General features: G+C 34.3%; 7 protein-coding genes. All 7 read right to left on the reverse strand.

From position 1 onward, the window contains the following. Window positions 1–270: 270 nt before the first annotated feature. The 7 genes from ACQH2P_RS02450 to ACQH2P_RS02480 all read right to left on the reverse strand — a co-directional run bounded on the left by ACQH2P_RS02450 (window position 271) and on the right by ACQH2P_RS02480 (window position 21578). A complete protein-coding gene (locus ACQH2P_RS02450; RefSeq protein ID WP_425362846.1) occupies window positions 271–1494 on the reverse strand; it encodes a DEAD/DEAH box helicase in 1224 nt (407 codons plus the stop codon). Window positions 1495–2055: 561 nt separating this feature from the next. Continuing rightward, window positions 2056–2265 carry a cold-shock protein gene (locus ACQH2P_RS02455; RefSeq protein WP_094648631.1) on the reverse strand — a complete coding sequence of 70 codons (210 nt, stop codon included), beginning with the start codon at window positions 2263–2265 and terminating at the stop codon, window positions 2056–2058. 215 nt (window positions 2266–2480) lie between these two features. Then, complete coding sequence (locus ACQH2P_RS02460; protein WP_425362847.1) at window positions 2481–5498, reverse strand: efflux RND transporter permease subunit; 3018 nt, start codon at window positions 5496–5498, stop codon at window positions 2481–2483. 202 nt (window positions 5499–5700) lie between these two features. Next, window positions 5701–13410 carry a hypothetical protein gene (locus ACQH2P_RS02465; RefSeq protein WP_425362848.1) on the reverse strand — a complete coding sequence of 2570 codons (7710 nt, stop codon included), beginning with the start codon at window positions 13408–13410 and terminating at the stop codon, window positions 5701–5703. Between the two features lie 156 nt (window positions 13411–13566). Further along, entirely contained in the window at window positions 13567–14661 is a 1095-nt protein-coding gene (locus tag ACQH2P_RS02470; protein ID WP_425362849.1) for an efflux RND transporter periplasmic adaptor subunit, read from the reverse strand. A 984-nt stretch (window positions 14662–15645) separates the two neighbouring features. Continuing rightward, complete coding sequence (locus ACQH2P_RS02475; RefSeq protein ID WP_425362850.1) at window positions 15646–18861, reverse strand: TrbL/VirB6 family protein; 3216 nt, start codon at window positions 18859–18861, stop codon at window positions 15646–15648. Between the two features lie 26 nt (window positions 18862–18887). Further along, window positions 18888–21578 carry a TrbL/VirB6 family protein gene (locus tag ACQH2P_RS02480; protein WP_425362851.1) on the reverse strand — a complete coding sequence of 897 codons (2691 nt, stop codon included), beginning with the start codon at window positions 21576–21578 and terminating at the stop codon, window positions 18888–18890. Between the last annotated feature and the right edge of the window lie 32 nt (window positions 21579–21610).

Here is a 21610-nt window from a genome sequence, read left to right on the forward strand (position 1 = left end):
TTTCCCTTTATTATAACTAACCCAAATAGTATTTCTCATGCAAACTGGCGTTTAATTAGCAAGGAACCACTTTAGTAGTAAAGTCCCCAACGTCATTGCAAGTAGGCACAGCCGACGAAGCAATCTAAAAATGGTGGATTGCCACGACCACTACGTGGTCTCGCAATGACGCTTTGAGTGCAGTATTTATGCATTCCTCGCTAATAGATGGAAAAGCTCTATATAGAACTTTAACTGGTTAGCTATACTAACCCAACTACTTTTACTAAATTAGGACGCTCTGCTATTTCTAGGACGACCAGCATAAGGTTTCTTATCGTTATTATTACGAGGAAAATAACTTTTCTTACCATTATTGTTATTATTACCATTAAATGGTCTTCTACGATTCTTACTTCCTGTCATTTCTTCTCTTGAAGTACTTTCACCTTGATTCATTAGACGATCAATAGCTTTCCATCTGATATTATCTTCTGGAGAAATGAAGGATAATGCACAACCTGAAAGACCGGCTCTACCAGTTCTACCTATTCTATGCAAGTAATCTTCTGGAGACATTGGTAAGTCATAATTGATAACATGCTGTGTATGAGGTATGTCCAAGCCACGAGCTGCAACATCTGTTGCCACCATAATTCTATGACGAGAAGAGCGAAATGATGCAATTACATGATCCCGTCTACCTTGTGTTAAATCACCATGTATAGCTTCAGCCTTGTGGTCTTCAAATTTTAACATTTTTGCCAGCTGATCAGCACCACGCTTAGTTTTCACAAAAATAATTATAGAACCATCTCGTTGCTTTAATTGCTTTATCAGCTCAGGGAATTTCTCTTTATCAGAAACACGCAAGGTTTCTTGTTTTATTTGAGAAGCAGCCTGAGTAGTTGAACCAACAGTAATACGTTTAGGGTTAATCACATATTTTTGCGATAGTGCAATAATATGTTTCGGCATAGTAGCTGAAAACATTAAAACCTGTCGTTTTTCAGGTATATATTTATTTATTTCTTCTAATTGTTCTTTCATACCCATATCAAGCATTCTGTCCATCTCATCAAGCACCACTAATTGAACTGTATTTAATTTTAAGGTACCACGCATTAAATGATCTATAATACGACCTGGAGTTCCAATCACCACTTTAGGACTTGCTTTTAGCTGCGTAAATTGTTTATGCATTGGTTCACCACCTATTAAAACCGCACTAGGAAGCTTAATTTGAGTAGTCACATTAGTTAAAGTAGTACGTACTTGACTAGCTAATTCCCGAGTTGGTACAAGTACCAACGCCATTGATTTAGTCTGTATAAAAGAATTGACGATTGGTAGTAAATAGGCAAGGGTCTTACCCGAACCAGTTTGACTAGAAGCGAGAATATCACTACCTTGCATCGCAATCGGTATAGCCTCTCTTTGAATTTCTGTCGGAGTGCTGATGTTCATCTGTTCAAGTGATATAATCACTTCATTTGGTAAATTAAAACTTTTCATTATTAAATCCAATATTATTTATCGTAAATTAAAAATACTCAAATGCTTTAGGGAATTGGAAGACAACTTGTAATTAGACTCTTTTGCTTTAAATAATTATTTTTGAGAATGAGAAGCACGTATCTACCTATATAGGTAGATGAGCGTGCAAACCATTGATATCTTCAAAAAAACAATTCTTCAAAGCAAAAGAATATATTCCAACTCTTCAAAGCATCTGAGCAAACATATATTCTATACCTTAAAAAAGAATAAGTTTATGATTAAGTTCTTATGTTATAAAGCGGGTTATTAATTATTGTATAGTAAAAGCGGCTGTAATTATAAATACAATTCTACCATATATACTATTTTGCTTTGAAAAATTGTTTTTTAAAACCAGCTCTCCAAATCACTCGAGTATACTTAAATAGTCCAATAAAATTACAGTTTTACTTACAGTGAACACTGAATTACAAAAGATAATGCACAAAGTGTATAAAAAGATGATACTACCCAAAATTCACTAGTTTAATAACCACTCATAAATTTTGAGTAGTTGCTTGTAGTTGTAAATAAATATTACTTTATTTGCAGATTAACAGCAGAAATTTTTCCCTTATTGTCTTCTAGATCAAAGCCTACACTTTGACCCCCATTAAGATTACGGATCCCGGCACGCTCTACAGCTGAGATGTGGACAAAAACGTCACTCCCACCATCATCTGGTTGAATAAAACCAAAGCCTTTGGTTGTATTAAACCATTTGACCTTACCTACTTTAGTAGTCATAAAAACCTTTTAGTATAGAGTTACTTATCTGAACTTAATTCGCAACTCTTCCGTAGAAATTAAACCAAATAACTGACATTCAGAATAAGGCTTTCATGCTATAAAGAGTTAATTATTAAACTCAAAGAGCATGTTACTCCTTTTCTTAATAATTGTCAACAAGGGATAAGAAAATATCCATAGATTTTATATTTTCCTTTGAAATTATAGACATTTTAGCACGGTTTATTATTTATATGAACACGTTGGTAACGGATACGATAAAACCTAATGTAAAGCAAAGGTGTTACGTAAAGCGTTAATATCGATCCAACAACAATGCCTGTTACTAGAACTATAGCCATTTGAAAACGACTATTGGCATAATTACCACTATCAAAGAAAAGTGACAGCAAACCAATACTCATAGCCAGAGAAGTAATTAAGATTGCCCTGATTCTTGATGTGGCTCCTGTTACTATTGCCTTTACCCCTCCTTGCCCATTTTGATGCATTGCACTACATAACAATACACTATGCTTGGTCATTAACCCCGCTAATGTGATAAGTGATATTTGAGTATAGATATTTAACCCCCCTTGAGTAAAATATAAACTCAATAAAGCTATACTTAAAGCCGCTGGAATTCCTCCAACTAAAATAACAAATGATAGCACTAAATCGTTAAAACGTGCAAACATTAACAAGTAAAGCCCAAATACAGATACTAAAATTAGTAATGTAAATGATGATGTTGAATCAATAAGCATTTTCGTCTGTTCACTATAGCTAATATCACTATCACTTGGCAATTGACTATTTAACTGATCAATAAAATGAACTGCATCTTGTAATTTAACTCCATATTTAGCAGTAGCAATTACTTCAATAGAATATTGCTCGTTATAACGCATAATTTGATTAACTGTATTCACCCTATTAACATCACATATATCCTTAAGTTGAATAAGGTTTTCTCCATTTTTCTGTGTTGTAATAAACATATTTTGTATATTACTTAGCATTTTACCAAATTTAGGGTCTGATTTAGCGACAACATCATAAGTATTATCATAATGCTTAAAGTTTCCTATTTTTCTGGCATTAAACAGAATATCCAAAGTATTTGATATATCTTTCTGGCTTAAACCATATTTGAATAACTTATCTTGATTACAGGCAATTTTATAATCTTGCACAAGTGAAGTAGCAATAGCTATAACATTAGTAAATAAATTCTGTGAATTAGCCTGTATAAAATGCACATCCTGCCAAGCATTATCCATAGACGAGTGGTTATTGACATAAAAGCTCAACTCAACATTACCTTTTGCTGAACCAGTATTTTTCCCCTGGGCAAACTTCACTGAAACATCTCCACCTACCGCTATTTTTGCGAGTTTAGCTTCAATTTCATGCAATGTCTGCACCGCTTTAGTTTTATCTTTTAATATCATCCAAACCGTTGAACGTGGCGATTCTTCAATGTTTAGGGTATATTTAATATTATCATTACTATTGATTGTTTTAGTAATTTTGTCCATATAATGATGGATGTAACTTAAATTTGTATTGGGCATAAAGATGTTGGTAAGTATAATCATATCTTTTTTTTCAAATGGCTCAATTTCTATTTTCATAGAGTTTGCTGCAACATATGTACCAGCCGCTACAACTATAGTCACCAAGAATAAAAATACTCTGGCATGGCGTATAATAAAAAATAAAGAACCTTTATATTTGCCGGTAATCATATCCAGAGTCTTATTAACAATTTGAGCAAATTTGCTTTCATGCGTATTATTTGCTAGTTTTAAAAATAATATGGGTGTTAAGGTAAACGCAACGATAAAGGACATCACTAAACAAGCAATGATTGATAGAGAAAATTCCTGTAAAATTTTTCCTACCTCTCCTTTAATAAACAAAATAGGTATATATATTACTACTAGCGTAAGCATCAATATTAAAACAGATAGAAAAAGGCTATAGATTGCTTGCAATATACTAGTTAAAGCATCTTTATTTTCCCGATAGTAATGTTCAGCATTTTCAATCACTACGATAGAGTCGTCAACTACCAACCCTATAGCCAGAACCATTGCCAGCATCGTTATCGAGTTGAGTGTAAAACCACACAAATATAGCACAATTAAACAAGCGGCAATTGAGACTGGAATTGCACAGATTGCAATAATTGAATATCGCAATGAACCCATCAGCAGTAAAACAATTACTGACACCAACAACACCGATTCAATCAAAGTTTTTTTCACTTCTTGAAATGCTTGTAAAATATCTTGGCTATCATCGATAACAACCTGAAAGGTAAATTGGGGATTGACCTTTTCGTAATATTCTAGGAAATGCTTTACATTTTTTGATACATCGACTGGATTTGCATCTGACTTAGCAAAAATACCTAATAAAACAATTTTATCAGCACCAAAATAGGCAAAGCTAAGTGCTTCTTTATCTGATATCGTAATGCTAGCAATATTTTTTAATTTTATAGCAACATTATTACTTTCCAAATTGATGTCACCAAAATCACTTAACTTATTGATTGTAGTATCAAAAGATATATACTCCGTTTTATATTGATTTGATAGTTTACCACCAGAGAAATCAGTGTTTTGTAGTGTTAATGAAGCAAGGACGCTATCTAAAGGGATATAATATTTTGCAATTTTTTCTGGATCAATATCGATATTAATCACTTTTTCTGTCACGCCAAAACTAGATGAGTTGGCTACACCATCAACATATTTAAGCTTTTTCTTGATTGTTTCAATATCCTCGGCAGTAACTAATAAATTGTTAGTAGAACTCACAGCAATATACATCATTGGTAAAGCCGAAAAGCTTTCAGTAGAGATTATAGGATCCTTAGCCCCTTCTGGTAAGAGAGCTTTGTTTTTTAGTATCAAATCTCTAACTTGATTAATTGCCCGTTCTATCGGAACTTTCTTGGCAATAGTTAACGTTATTTTACTCTCTCCTAATTGACTAATAGCCAGAATCGACTCAAGACCATCAACATGCGAAAAAACTTCTTCAAAAGGTTTAGTAGTATATTTCTCTATCAAATCCGGCTTGACGTTCGGATTGATAATAGAAATATAAATATTTGAAACAGGGATATTGGGTAAAAGTTGAATTTTCAGCTGCAAATATGCGTATATACCAAACAGCACCACCACAATATTGATCACCGTAAAAATGCTACTATGCTCCAACAATCTTTTTATCATAGGCTCACCTTACGCATGGCATTTAAAAGCCATGGGAAAAACAGCACCGTGTCATTGCGAGGAGCCACTTTAGTGGCGACGTGGCAATCTAAATAAATGTGGATTGCCACTACACTCGCGTGGTCTCGCAATAACGCCTTGTACTTTTCTATAACTTTTAAATTGCCGTGTGGATTATGCGTAAGGTGAGTCATAAGGCTATTTATGGTTGTCCAACTTTCTTAAGTCTGGTTTTTTTAAACTCTACGGCTCTAGGTATTATTACTGGTATTTTTCTTTCCGTGATACTGGATCGATCTTTGTTTTTTACTCCACCTTTTTGTTTAACTTTAGAAATATCAGCCCCCACTATTATCGTTGGACTAATGACCTCAAATTTCAGCTTCTTTAGACCTGCAATTTCCTCAGTCGGTTCTGCTTTAACTAAGCTATTGGTATTGGGGATTACAGTTTCATCTGTAGTTCTTGGATTATTGAGCGGTTGTACACCCCCCTCCTGTTTTAACGCCGCTACTTCACTTTTTGGTTGAGGTGATTTTTGATATTGATCATTTATTACTACTTGACTACCATTATTAAGTGCTAGTCCCTTCCCCTTTAATACCGGTAGTTTGCTTGGATTCTTAATGGATGGAGAGTAGGCACTTAATTCCTTTCTTTCTCCAGTAACTTGCTCACTCTTAATCACTTGATTTCCTTGGGATGATTTTAAAGCCTCTTGCGTTTTCAGGGTTTTTGCAAGCTCCATTTTATGAACTTTATTTGGGGTTGGAATAAGTTTTGTCTTTTTGTTTTGAAACTGTGATGATCCTAGTGAGGCTAATTTTCTTTCCTCTGTTTTAACTGTTGCCTGTCTTTGTTTAATCTCTAATTCTTGAGTAGCTAATTTTTTTTCCTCTGTTTTAACTGTTGCCTGTCTTTGTTTAATCTCTAATTCTTGAGGGGTTAATTTTCTTTCCTCTGTTTTAACTGTTGCCTGTCTTTGTTTAATCTCTAATTCTTGAGGGGTTAATTTTTTTTCCTCTGTTTTAACTGTTGCCTGTCTTTGTTTAATCTCTAATTCTTGAGGGGTTAATTTTCTTTCCTCTGTTTTAACTGTTGCCTGTCTTTGTTTAATCTCTAATTCTTGAGGGGTTAATTTTCTTTCCTCTGTTTTAACTGTTGCCTGTCTTTGTTTAATCTCTAATTCTTGAGGGGTTAATTTTTTTTCCTCTGTTTTAACTGTTGCCTGTCTTCGTTTAATCTCTAATTCTTGAGGGGTTAATTTTTTTTCCTCTGTTTTAACTGTTGCCTGTCTTCGTTTAATCTCTAATTCTTGAGGGGTTAATTTTCTTTCCTCTGTTTTAACTGTTGCCTGTCTTTGTTTAATCTCTAATTCTTGAGGGGTTAATTTTTTTTCCTCTGTTTTAACTGTTGCCTGTCTTTGTTTAATCTCTAATTCTTGAGGGGTTAATTTTTTTTCCTCTGTTTTAACTGTTGCCTGTCTTTGTTTAATCTCTAATTCTTGAGGGGTTAATTTTCTTTCCTCTGTTTTAACTGTTGCCTGTCTTTGTTTAATCTCTAATTCTTGAGGGGTTAATTTTCTTTCCTCTGTTTTAACTGTTGTCTGTCTTTGTGTAATATCTAATTCTTGAGTGGCTAATTTTTTTTCCTCTATTTTAACTGTTGCCTGTCTTTGTGCAAGATTTTGTTCTTTAGAGGCTAATTTTTTTTCCTCTGTTTTAACTGTTGCCTGTCTTCGTTTAATCTCTAATTCTTGAGGGGTTAATTTTCTTTCCTCTGTTTTAACTGTTGCCTGTCTTTGTTTAATCTCTAATTCTTGAGGGGTTAATTTTTTTTCCTCTGTTTTAACTGTTGCCTGTCTTTGTTTAATCTCTAATTCTTGAGGGGTTAATTTTTTTTCCTCTGTTTTAACTGTTGCCTGTCTTTGTTTAATCTCTAATTCTTGAGGGGTTAATTTTCTTTCCTCTGTTTTAACTGTTGCCTGTCTTTGTTTAATCTCTAATTCTTGAGGGGTTAATTTTCTTTCCTCTGTTTTAACTGTTGTCTGTCTTTGTGTAATATCTAATTCTTGAGTGGCTAATTTTTTTTCCTCTATTTTAACTGTTGCCTGTCTTTGTGCAAGATTTTGTTCTTTAGAGGCTAATTTTTTTTCCTCTGTTTTAACTGTTGCCTGTCTTCGTTTAATCTCTAATTCTTGAGGGGTTAATTTTCTTTCCTCTGTTTTAACTGTTGCCTGTCTTTGTTTAATCTCTAATTCTTGAGGGGTTAATTTTTTTTCCTCTGTTTTAACTGTTGCCTGTCTTTGTTTAATCTCTAATTCTTGAGGGGTTAATTTTTTTTCCTCTGTTTTAACTGTTGCCTGTCTTTGTTTAATCTCTAATTCTTGAGGGGTTAATTTTCTTTCCTCTGTTTTAACTGTTGCCTGTCTTTGTTTAATCTCTAATTCTTGAGGGGTTAATTTTCTTTCCTCTGTTTTAACTGTTGTCTGTCTTTGTGTAATATCTAATTCTTGAGTGGCTAATTTTTTTTCCTCTATTTTAACTGTTGCCTGTCTTTGTGCAAGATTTTGTTCTTTAGAGGCTAATTTTTTTTCCTCTATTTTAACTGTTGCCTGTCTTTGTGCAAGATTTTGTTCTTTAGAGGCTAATTTTCTTTCCTCTATTTTAACTGTTGCCTGTCTTTGTGCAAGATTTTGTTCTTTAGAGGCTAATTTTCTTTCCTCTATTTTTACTTGTGCCTGTCTCTGTGCAAGTTCTTGTTCTTTTTCTTTTTTTTGATTTGCATATCCTATTTTCGATGAAGTTGCATTATCATTTGCTATATTAGTCGTAAGTGAAGCTTTAACTGCTTTCTTATCTACTGGTTTTGCTTCTAATAGCTGGTGATTCTGTGCTATCTTAGATCGTGCATTGTTCAACTTATCCTGCGTTGCCTTTAACTCCACCGCTAATTGATCGCGTTGTTTGGCAAGGTCAGCTTGGTAATTTGTATTAGCTCCCTGTAACTTATTCTGTGCATCATCTTGTTGTTTTGCTATTGCAATTTCGTGAGCTTGATTCACTTCAGCCAATTTATCTTGAATTACCTTTAACTCGTCTTCTTTTGTAATCAAATCTGCTATCTGTTGTTGTGATTTTTCATTAGCATCCGCTAACGCCTTGTCCCTCTCTACTATCGTAGCTTCGTGTACCTTAGCCAATTCATCCAATTCCTCTTTTTCTTTAGTCACAGATGCTATCTTATTTTCTGATTCTTGCAACTTAGCCTTAGTTTCATTCTGTTGTTGAGTCAAAGCTGCTATCTGTACTTTTGAGTCATCTTTATCCTTATTAGCATCTGCTAAGTTCTGTACCAACTGCTCCTTATCTTGCTCTAAGTTTGTTATCGCATCTTTGTGCACTTTATCCGCTGCATCCAACTTAGCCTGAACATCCTCTTTTTCTTTATTAACATCTGCTAACTTCTCCGCCAACTGCTTCCGCTCTTGCTCTAAGTTTGCCATCGCATCTTTGTACGCTTTATCTGCTTCAACCAACTTAGCCTGAACAGCCTCTTTTTCTTTATTAACATCTTCTAACTTTTCAGCTGACTGCTTCCGCTCTTGCTCTAAGTTTGCCATCGCATCTTTGTACACTTTATCCGCTGCATCCAACTTAGCCTGAACATCCTCTTTTTCTTTATTAACATCTGCTAACTTCTCCGCCAACTGCTTCCGCTCTTGCTCTAAGTTTGCCATCGCAGTTTCGTGAGCTTTAAGTGCTTCGTCTTTTTCTTTAGCTAAATTTTCTAACTCTTTTTTATTCTTTTCTATTTCATCCTGAGCAAGTTGGTTCTTTGCCATCGTATCTTTGTTAGCTTTATCAGCTACATCCAACTTAGCCTGATCTTCAGCTAAATTTTTCGCCAACTGCTCTTTAACTTTATCCATTTCCTCTTTTTCTTTAGTCAAAGCTCCTATCTGTACTTTTGAGTCCTCATTAGCCTTATTAGCATCTGCTAATTTCTTTTCTTGCTCTATTATTGCAGTTTCGCGATCTTTAACCAATCTATCCAATTCATCTTTTTGTTTAGCCAAATTTTCTGATACTTGTTTATTATTTTCTATCTCATCTTGTGCAACTTTTAACTTACCCTGCATATCTTTCTGTTCTTCAGTCAAAGTTTTTCTCTTATCTTCTGAGATTTTTGTTACATCTTCAAACCTCTGATGTAACAACACATTCTCTTGAACGGACTTCTCTCTTTCTGCCTCAAATTTGCTCTTCGCTAGTTCCAAGTCTTTCTGAACTAATTCTAATGTCTTGTCCTTCTCTACCATCGCAGCTGCGTGCGTCTTAGCCAATTCATCCAATTTCTCTTTTTCTTTAGTCACAGATGCTATCTGTTGTTGTGAACTTTCAGTAACCACCGCTAAGTTCTTCTCCGCCTCTTCTTTTCCTTGAACCGCTGCAGCAAGCTTGTCCTGCACCGCCTGTAAAGCTGTTTCTTGTTGTTTTGCAGCTTGCTCTGCTGCATCCTTTTGTCGAGCCAAATCTTCTATCTTGGCACCTGAGTCTTTTATAATATCTGCTAATTCCTTTAGCACAGTTTCGTGATCTTTAAGTTCTGCAACCAACTGATCTTGCTTAGTTTGTGCGAGTTGTTTAGCATCCGCTAATTCCTTGTCCTTCTCTGCTATAGTAGCTTCGCGCTTCTTAGCAATGCCATCCAACTCATCTTTTTCTTGATTCAAAGCTGCTATGTTTGCAGTAGCCGCTTGTAATTCTGTATCTTTTCCAGCTAAAGCTGTTTTCTGTTGTTGTAAGCTTTCATTAGACGCTTGTAACTCTGCATCTTTTTCAACTTTTTGTCGATTCAAATCTTCTATGTTTCCATTAACCGTCGCTAAGTTCGCCGCCAACTGCTCATTATCTTGCTCTAAGTTTGTTATCGCATCTTTGTACACTTTATCAGCTGCATCCAACTTAGCCTGAGCTTCAGTTTGTTTGTCATTCAAAGCTTTTATCGTATTTGCTAATTCCTTGCCTTTCTCGTCTAATGCCTTCTCTGCTTGCTCTTTAGTTTGCTCCGCTGCATCCAACTTAGCCTGAACAGCCTCTTTTTCTTTATTAACATCTTCTAACTTTTCAGCTGACTGCTTTTTCTCTTGCTCTAAGTTTGCCATCGTAGTTTCGTTAGCTTTAAGTGCTTCCTCTTTTTCTTTAGCTAAATTTTCTAACTCTTTTTTATTCTTTTCTATTTCATCCTGAGCAAGTTGGTTCTTTGCCATCGTATCTTTGTTAGCTTTATCAGCTGCATCTAACTTAGCCTGTGCATTTTCTTGTTCTTTAATCAAATCTGCTATCTTATTTTCTGATTCTTGCAACTTAGCCTGAGCGTCAGTTTGTTGTTGAGTCAAAGCTGCTGTTTGTTGTTGTGATTCTTTGTTAGCATTTGCTAATTGCTCCTTATCTTGAACTGCTGCAGCAAGCTTGTCCTGCACCGCCTGTAAAGCTGTTTCTTTTTCAGCCAAAGCTGCTGTCTGTTGTTGTAAACTTTCATTAGCCGTCTGTAACTCTGCATTTCTTGCAGCCAAAGCTGTTTCTTGTTGTTGTGCAGCTTGCTCTGCTGTATCCTTTTGTCGAGTCAACTCTGCCATCTCAGTTTGAGCAGCTCGCTCCGCTGCAGCTTTTTGTTGATTCAACTCTGCGTTTTTTTTATCCAAATCTGCTATCTTCTCTTCTGATTCTTTTTTAGCCTTATTAGCATCTTCTAAGCTCCTCACCAACTGAAGCTTCTCTTTAACCTCTGCATCCAACTTAGCCTGAACAGCCTCTTTTTCTTTATTAACATCTTCTAACTTTTCAGCTGACTGCTTTTTCTCTTGCTCTAAGTTTGCCATCGCAGTTTCGTGAGCTTTAAGTGCTTCGTCTTTTTCTTTAGCTAAATTTTCTAACTCTTTTTTATTCTTTTCTATTTCATCCTGAGCAAGTTGGTTCTTTGCCATCGTATCTTTGTTAGCTTTATCAGCTGCATCCAACTTAGCCTGTGCATTTTCTTGTTCTTTAATCAAATCTGCTATCTTATTTTCTGATTCTTGCAACTTAGCCTGAGCGTCAATTTGTTGTTGAGTCAAAGCTGCTGTTTGTTGTTGTGATTCTTTGTTAGCATTTGCTAATTGCTCCTTATCTTTAACCGCTGCAGCAAGGTTATCCTGCACCACCTGTAAAGCTGTTTCTTTTTCAGCCAAAGCTGCTGTCTGTTGTTGTAAACTTTCATTAGCCGTCTGTAACTCTGCATTTCTTGCAGCCAAAGCTGTTTCTTGTTGTTGTGCAGCTTGCTCTGCTGTATCCTTTTGTCGAGTCAACTCTGCCATCTCAGTTTGAGCAGCTCGCTCCGCTGCAGCTTTTTGTTGATTCAACTCTGCGTTTTTTTTATCCAAATCTGCTATCTTCTCTTCTGATTCTTTTTTAGCCTTATTAGCATCTTCTAAGCTCCTCACCAACTGAAGCTTCTCTTTAACCTCTGCATCCAACTTAGCCTGAGCCGCATCTTTTTCTTTATTAATATCTTCTAACTTTTCAGCTGACTGCTTTTTCTCTTGCTCTAAGTTTGCCATCGTAGTTTCGTTAGCTTTAAGTGCTTCCTCTTTTTCTTTAGCTAAATCTGCTAATGCTTGTTGCTTCTCTGTTATTTCAGCTTCACGAGCCTTAGCCACTTCAACCAGCCCAGCTAAATTAGTATCCGCCTCATTTTGTTTGTTAGTTAAAGCTGCTGTCTGTTGTTGTAAACTTTCATTAGCCGCTTGTAACTCTGCGTTTTTTTCAGCCAAGTTTGTTTCTCTTGCATCCAAATCTGTTGCTTTTGTAGTCAACTCTGCTATGTTTGCAGTAGCCGCTGCTAACTTCTCCTCCAATTGAAGTTTTTCTTGAACTACTGCAGCCAACTTATCCTGAGCTTCAGTTTCTTGTTGAGTCGCTACTATCTCATTTTTTGAGCCTCTTTTAATCTCTGCTAATAGCTTGTCCTTCTCCATTATCGTAGCTTCGTGTGCTTTAACCTTAGCCTGTGCATCCTTTAACTCTGCTTCTTTTTGAACCAAGTCTGCCATCTGTTGTTGTGAATTAGCAGGCAATTCCTTTTGCACCTTTGAATCATCCTGTAAACCAGCTCCACTTTGTTGAGCTTGCTGATCTAATGAATTAGTTTTTATCTCAGGTTGTTTAGGCAATTGGGATTCTAGTTGTTCTAGTTTTTCAAATGCTAGTTTTTTCTTCGTGTATTCATTATCCAAATCATTTATGTTACTTTGCAACTCTGATAATTTTTCTTCAGCTGCTTCAACATCATCCTGTAATAGTTCAAGTTTTACAATATTTTCTGAACGTACTTGCAGTTCACTATCTTCTCCCCTTTGACCAATTTGGCTATCCGATTGTTTATTATCATCTGAAATTATTTCTTGTTGGCTTGAAGTCCTAGTTGCTTCACTTGGTGATTGATTAGTCTTTTGTGCAGAACTAGTAGTATTTTGATCTTTTGTTGTAGTAATATCAAGATTCTCACCATCATTCACATATTTTTTAGAATTCATTTGAGAATTTGTATTCTCTTGAGTATTACGATTATTACTATCAATAATGTATTGTTCTGGGGTAGAATTGTTACTAGGAGCAGCTCTTTGTCCAGTATTTGATGAAGAATTTGAGTTACTTGAGCTATTATTATCGTTACTATTATTATTTTGGGACTCTTCTATCTCTGCAGCTTGCTTCGCCACTTCTCGCTCAAGATCAAGTTTTTTCTTGTTTAGCTGATGTATTTCCCCAGCTTGTATTAAATTCATTTTTTGAAGTTCAGCTGGATTAATCTCCTTAGCATAAACAGAACTAAAAAATAATAGTATTATAAAAAAGTATAGTGTTTTCATTTGTCTAATTTATTTATCTATTTTAGTTCTTCAATATAAGTAAGGATAAGGTTAGCTATATATATAGCAGATTTTTATAATCCACTAATAGCTATTTTTATTATTTTTGCGTATTTCTTATTTTTTTTCATCCCCTATTTCAGTACATTTTAATTATTATAATTCTGACCCAGTTGTCTTATCTTCAATCAGAACCTTAGTCCCATCATACAATCCCTTTTTGCCCGAAATAACCACTTGATCATTTGGTTTGATGCCACTAACTACCTCTACACTTTGACTATCACTATCACCTATTTCAACCCTTACTTTTTTAGCTATATTATTCTCAATAACATAGACAAAATAATAGGATTCAAAGAAAATGGCTGAGTTTGGTAGTTTTATCCGTTGCTTATTGCTATTGAAAATAACGTTTACATTAACAAATAAGCCCGGTGTAATTAAATTATCATCATTTGGAATAAACGTTTCAATATAGACTGAGTGATTCTTCTCTTGAGCAATTTCTGAAGTTTTAAAATCACTTAGTTTAAGAGCTAAATCTAAAGCAGGAATATAGATATTAACATAGCTATCCGGAGAACTTTTAAATTTCTGATAGTCGCTTTCATCGAGTTCAAATGCAACCTTGATAATATGAACATCATAAAGAACGGCAATTTTATCCTTCTGCATAACAAGCTCTCCGTTAGCAACAAGTTTTCGTTCAACAATGCCACTTAACGGAGCAATAATATAATGATTGGTCTTGTCATCAAGTAATGTATAATATTTATGCTTAGAATCAAGGTATTCTATACGATGGTTTACATATTCTGTATAGCTAATGAGATTCTTATCTGATAACTGTTTCATTGCATTAGCTTTTTTCTCTTTAAGCCGATACTCTTCATTTGCAAGTTCAATCAGGTAGTCAATTTGCGTGGTATCTAATACTGCTAAAATATCACCTTTATTAACATAACTACCTATGGGCAAGTCAAGCTCTTTAATTTTCCCTGTTATATTAACTTTAACTGCATGTGTTTCATAGGGCAAGGTTTTTCCTGTTGTCACCAATATATCTTTTGTATCCTCTGAATACTGTGCCTTAACCACTTCAACAGGAACTACAACAGATTGATTGTCAACTTGCCGAGCAACAATTTGTCTATTATCTATTTTTTTGATAAAAACTATCACCACAACAATCGCTATTGTAACAAATAATACCCCATATATAAACGATCTTCTACTCATTAAAACCATCTCTACCTACCTTAGAAGTCATAAGAAAATAATATTTATAAATTAGTTTCTTATAACTCTATGTTATTTGATTAAACATCCCTTAATTTATAAGAGTTATTTACTTTATAACTCCTAAAAGAATAGCGAAACCGACCTTTCTTTACCTAATTCAAATTTTATCCGTTTTATCCGGTTTGTATAGTGCATTATATACATTAAAAACTCCTTGTCAAGTTAAATTCCAATTAGTAGGTTATTAAATAAATACAAATTTGATGACTATTTTAACCCACAGTACCCTACATTTTTTATTTTGTAGCGAAAGTGTAATTCGACATAATGTACCAATTTAAGGAAAAAAAACCGATCTCTAACTGTCATTGCGAGGAGCCACTTTAGGCGACGAAGCAATTGTAAGTTAAAAGTATGATCCTGTCATACCTGCGAAAGCAGGTATCTAGCACAACTGTCGAAAGTTAGAAGAGGAAGCGGTTTTAGATAGTGTGCTTTAAAAGTCGTATGTGGTCGACGTCATTGCAAGAAGACCGTAGATCGACGAAGCAATCCATAAAAGTAAACACAAATGGATTGCTTCGTCGATCTACGGTCTTCTTGCAATGACGTCAACCACATACGACTTTTAAAGCACACTATCTAAAACCGCTTCCTCTTCTAACTTTCGACAGTTGTGCTAGATACCTGCTTTCGCAGGTATGACAGGATCATACTTTTAACTTACAATTGCTTCGTCGCCTAAAGTGGCTCCTCGCAATGACAGTTAGAGATCGGTTTTTTTCCTTAAATTGGTACATTATGTCGAATTACACTTTCACTACAAAATAAAAATAGTTTTAATATATATTGTCACAAAATAATTAATAAATGTCAAGGGATTCTTAAGAACTTCGTATTGTTAAATGAATAGGAATTAACCAATGCCCCTATTCATTCAACAATGTGGGAGATATGCTAAATATTTAAAAAATGATTCTATAAATTGATCTAATCTTTTTCATATTTAGACATTTTAGCAGCTAAGCGATATTGATTAATTCCATCAACATGAGATTTAATTTCCTTTTTAATAAGCTCTTTTCTTCCTGCTATTTTCTTCAGTACTGCCTCACTATACTCTAAAGATTTATTATCACCATTAGCTTCAGCTTTTTCACGCATAACATCATAATATTCTTGTCTACGTACATATCTATCATCATCGATCATTCTTTGCTCAATCTTATGAGCATTATCAATCATTTCACGAGTTTGAGTATCTGTTGCTTTCTCTCTCATAAATCTTTCTCCCATTAATACCGGATTTTTTCCATCATTTTCACCTTGGGCAAGTGCATCATATACCTGGAAGGCAAGGTCTTTGTTGGTTAATTCTTCATAATAATCAACATCTGCTGTTCTACCCTGTAATTCAAGTCTAGCTAGATACTCAGGAGACGATATATCTTCCTGAACAGCAATGGTTTCTTTATTGATTTGTGTCTTAAGTTTTTGATATTCCAAAGATCGTTGTTCATCATTAAGTGATTCATTATGGGTTCTAAGTCTTGGATCATTATAATTAAAATCTTCCCACTCAGCTCCAGTCAGGTTACCCTCAAAAGCATCACGTAAATCTTTACCAACAATAGCAGTCAAGGCTTCCCGCTTTAATCCTTCATAACCCGCATATATTTTCTCTCCTATATTTCTACGTTTCCCATCACGTAACTTTCTCTTGTCATCAACACGCTTGTTCATCTCTTGCCAACTTCTGAGAGGTGCTATATTCTTACCAAATAGCCCTACTCCTCTTTTTGACATTTCTTGATGCGAGTTCATATAAGCTTGCTGGAAATCTTTGGTAAACTTTGCATCACTGGCTAATTCTCGTAAAGTCTTACCATCTTTAGTTTTCATTGACTCATTAAGTTCTTTCTTTTGATCTTCGTTAAGAGAATCATATTTCTTACCCGCCCCAAATTTAAGAGCTGCTAGATGATCCCGAACTTCTGAATAACTACCAGTAAATTCTTTAACTGACTCATCAGGTTTAATAGTTTTCATAACCTCGCTAATAGCTCTTTGGTAATCACTTCCAGCTTTAACATTAACGTCTTTATAATCTATACCGTGCGTTCTTTTTACCTCACTTAAAACACTAGATTTTACTGCTTTTGGGTCAAGTGCCTCTTGTGCTACCCCCCCCATCATCCATTCTTCATACTTACTGGCAACAAACATACTTGCCTTCTCAGTTACTTGATCTACCCTTTGCTTGACAGCACCGAAAGCATAGTTTGCAGGTCTCTCTATTTGTTGCTGAATAGGGGTAAAGGCAGCTTGTCCAACTGCTTGTAAATTTGTTAAATTACCTGATGTGTTAGATAAGAATTTAGCACTTGAAACAGCTATATCATTAAATTTACTTAGTAAATAAACACATACAAAAATTAACAATAATCCATCCAGCTGAACAAACTTACCATTAAAAAAGTTGTTAATTCTTGTTAAATCTTTGACTGGATCTAAAAATGGTAACTCAATATATCTATTCTCCTTACATTCATAAGCTAAACATAGTTTGCCATTTGGTGAACCATCAGCTATACGATGATCGACAGGTACTAATATATCAGCTCTTGTTTTACTAAAATTGTTACCTTTCATTGGAGATGGAAACCACCAATAAAATATCGAGTCACCAAGACTAGTATCTAGATCTTCATTAATACTACCAAATAATTCATTTATTGGCCCTAAATCTGGGAAGTCGTACTTACATACACCAAAACCAAGTGAAGAATATATCTCCGTTCTGATAATAATCGAAATAAACGCTAGACCAGTAAATAATATAATTGGTTGTATAGCATATGAAATCAGCTGTCTTAACCAGTTCTCAAACAATGAGCGTGTGATACCAAATAACATAAAGCAAATGAATATGGGAGCCATTATGATAATCATCCCAATAATTATCAATGCCGTAAGATATATAACAGTAGCCTTAAATACCATCATGAAGATATAATAAAGAGCAATCAGGAATAGAATTATATATATAAACCCTAATGGGTCGACGAACAGTAATGAAAATAGTTTTGCCATAGTTTGTGGGGCAATCATCAAGCTTATAATACTCCAAGACCCAGGGCCTGTTGCAGCAGTTTGTTTAATTATTTGTAATATTTGCTCTACCCCTTCCACAAAAAACACAAATAAGTAATCATGGAAAAATTGCCAACTAATAGTAGAACTAAGTAAAGTTGATACTATACTAACTTTTACTATTCTAATTATTAATTCAGTATGTGTGAGATTAACATTGCCAATCAGAAAAGAAAATCCTGTAAATATAATATACAAAGTTAACAAAGCCGAAACAGATAGACGATACCCTGGTGTTTTAATAATATTCTCGTAAATTGCCCTAACTAGACCCTTTTCTTTATCGTTACCAAATAACTCAACTTTTATTAAATTTGTTAAAAAGTCAATAGGATCGGGTCTAGTGTCATTGACCCCAGATTTAATAACTACACGATACTGACCATTATTATCATCATAAAATTTATCTAATATCTTAAAATATAATGGAGATTTATCGTAGTCATTGTTATCAACATCTTCATATTGATAACTTATTCCTCCAGCTTTTACTAATTCACCTCTTTTATTAAGGTCGTAAAAATTAACAATAGGCTCACCAAGATGTTTGGTAATTCCATCTGGTGCACGTTGTGTCTGCAATGAAATATTAGGGTCTGTACCACGCTCAGCAATTAATAAATATAGTCCCACTCCATTTTTAAATAAACATGGTGCATTACTAATTTTAGCATCCTTACTATTCGTACACATCCTACCATCTATAAATTGGCATACTTGTAATCTCTTACAAAATTCAGATAAAGTATTTTTATTATTTTCCTGACCATACCATGCACACCAAGCTGATAACTCTGAAGGGTTATTCTTATCTCCTTTAACGAAGTCCCAGGTTTTTACCAATATAGTAAGTGGTTGACCATTTACATTATATCCACTATCAACCCAGGGAGCTGATTGATTATCTTGTTGTCCACTTAACTCTTCTTTCTTATATCTTGAAGAAATTACAAACTTTATAAAACCAAAATCATCTGCATCAATGCACCTATCCCCAGTACACCCTGAAAGGCAAAATATAGAAATTAATAAAATAGTAAGGATATTCTTCATTTATAAAACCTAGGCTTAAATAGTAATTATTCCCTTTTAGTAGGGGTGCCACCTGCTCCACCACCATCTGAATCATGTCTTGAGGCAAATATTTTGCCAGTATACTCTTTTTTGTTTTCAGAGTCTTCTTTGCCTCTTGCTTTATAATTTTGATCTATCACTTTGTCTTTAAATATTCTGGCTGGGGCAAGAGCTACATCCTTAATAGGTTGTGCTACAGTTTCCATATCATGAATGATAGATTTTGTAGGATTATCAGGGGCTTGGAAATTACCTTCCTGCCTTGCAGGCGTTACATTCGTCAATTGAGAAACCACTATAGTAACATACTCCACAAGCCCATGAGCCATTAGACAATAAGCATAGAATAACAAGCTACTGGTAAATATTACCAAAAATGTACCCGTAGAATTTAATAAAGCATCTAAATCATCAATTTCTGTAACTGAGGGGCTAAAGAAAGGTATCCCAGGTAAAAATGGTAATTTGAAAGAAAAATTAATTGGTATGTCAATATGTGTTAGATCTAAGCCTATAGCTATTGGTAGAAAGTCAGGGTTCCAACATGCTCTAACCACAATTTTTAAAAGTTGTTCCGACATCACTTGATCTATTAATAGAAAAAATATTAATAATATGCTTGGTTGCATTACATAACTGAATAAGGTAGATAACCAGTTATCGAAGATACTTTTAGTTTGCTCAAATAGTACCAAGATTATAAAAAATGGTGCTAAAGAGATCATAACTGACAGCCCAATATACGCTATAACGTAACCTATGATAACTTCCAAAATAGCTCTAAAATAAAGCGTAAGAGAATAAATAGTTATGATAGCAACAACAATAAGACCATTATGGATTTGTAATAGCTGTATGAATAATAATAACCAAAATCTACCATTGGTATATTTATCAAATATTGGATCAATAAAACCAAAAATATTAGACTTAGAACTGGTGAGTCCTGATACATTAGTCATTATATAGTCAGTACCCTCAATAAAGGCACTAAATAAGTAGTCATTAAAAAAGTTCCAACTATTTTCTCCTATTAGTGTTACTATCAAAGTTATTTTTATAAACCTAGTTAATAAATCTTTAGCCGTTATCTGGGTAGCACCCGCTAAAAAAGTTAAAGCATATATAGTGACGTAGAGAATTAATGCTGCTCTTGTGATTCGTTGCAACGTTGCATTTCTAGTTAATTTTTCATAGAAATTCATAGTAAATTCATGAAACTTATCAGTAATAGGTTTAACTGCCCCTTTATATACAATATCTGAAAACCAAGTACTCCCAGTGTAATTAGCATAATTTATATTAATTTCTCCCATTACCTCTTTATTAGGATTCTTTACTCTAACCCATAAATACCCATCTTGGTTAGCATCAATTGAAAAATCTTGGGTAATTTGTGTGCCTACGGTTGATTCAGCTGGTGTTCCACCATCTTCCATTATAGTGTATTCAACTTCTATGTTTTTTTGTTGAGCATCACTAATAATTTTATCACCATTACCTATTTCTACAATCATAATGTAGCGTCCAAAATGTAAGAAACCGGCACTCAAATCTACATCAGAGCTATTAATATAAAAATTAAGTGCATTAAGATTGGGAAAGGTAGTCCAATCGCTCATTAAAGGCTTGCTTAGGGCAGTAAACATGCCTTGAATTGCCCAATCAGTTGAGAAATCTAAAGCCCCTGCAACATCAGATTTATAATATAAGAAATTCTTTTTTAAAAATTTAGAGTATACAAAACTTTCTGCTGCTCTCTTTATGACCTGACCACTTACCGATATCCTCATCCCTCTTCCTTGGTCATAGAAGCACACTGGAGTATTGTTATTATCATTGGTAGAATCAGGGCAACTTGTAACCCCTAAGCTATTCATACGTTCTATAGAGGTTTGAGTTAATGGTTTACCAACTAATACTAGCTTATCTAATACTCTATATTTGGTATTTGTTCCAGTACCGCTACATTCTACCTTTCTTGAGGGATCAATAACATTACATAATTTTTCTGCAGTTGAATATAATATTCTATTATCAAGGTTACTATTGGTATAAAGTGACGAAACTGCCAATTGATTATTATCAAGTTCTGTTTTTAACACATCTTCGTCAGTAGCTACACTAAAAAAATCTCCTGTTCTTGCAAGGGTTATATTTATTACATCGCCTTTTCCCACACGAATTTTTTGTCTGTTTTTAGCAAAGTTAAAATAGTCTACATAATTTTGCATTTTGTTAAATGCTAAAGTTATATAATCTTTAGTTGGATCAGTTGCCTTGAATTCTTGGAAGTCAGTAGCTTCATACTTATTAGTTAAATAATTAAAAGTTTTAATAAATATTTGAGGGTTATCAAACCTTGGATCTATACGGTAAATCACTAGGTGTTTTCTTAGATTACTTACAACTACAGCTCCCCTAGTACTCCACTCAAACTGAATTTTTTTATCTTTTTTAACGTAGTTACCAGTAGAATTCCATATATTTGATTTTGCAAGGTCTAAAGAAATCCTACCTTCTTGAAAACCATTGAATTTTGGTGCTTCTAGGCATGATGAAAATAAAATACTAAGCCCTCCTAAGGTCGAATTCATCCAAGCATATTTATTATCATCAGCTTTGGCAGGATGGAAGGCTAAGAGAACTACTAAGGCAATAAATACTTGCCCCTTAAGTAGTAAATCTACCAACAAAATTAGATATCTAAAATTTCTCATCCCATTCA

Origin of the sequence: Candidatus Tisiphia endosymbiont of Hybos culiciformis (genome assembly GCF_964030975.1) — a bacterium.
In the GTDB taxonomy this organism is placed as follows: domain Bacteria; phylum Pseudomonadota; class Alphaproteobacteria; order Rickettsiales; family Rickettsiaceae; genus Tisiphia.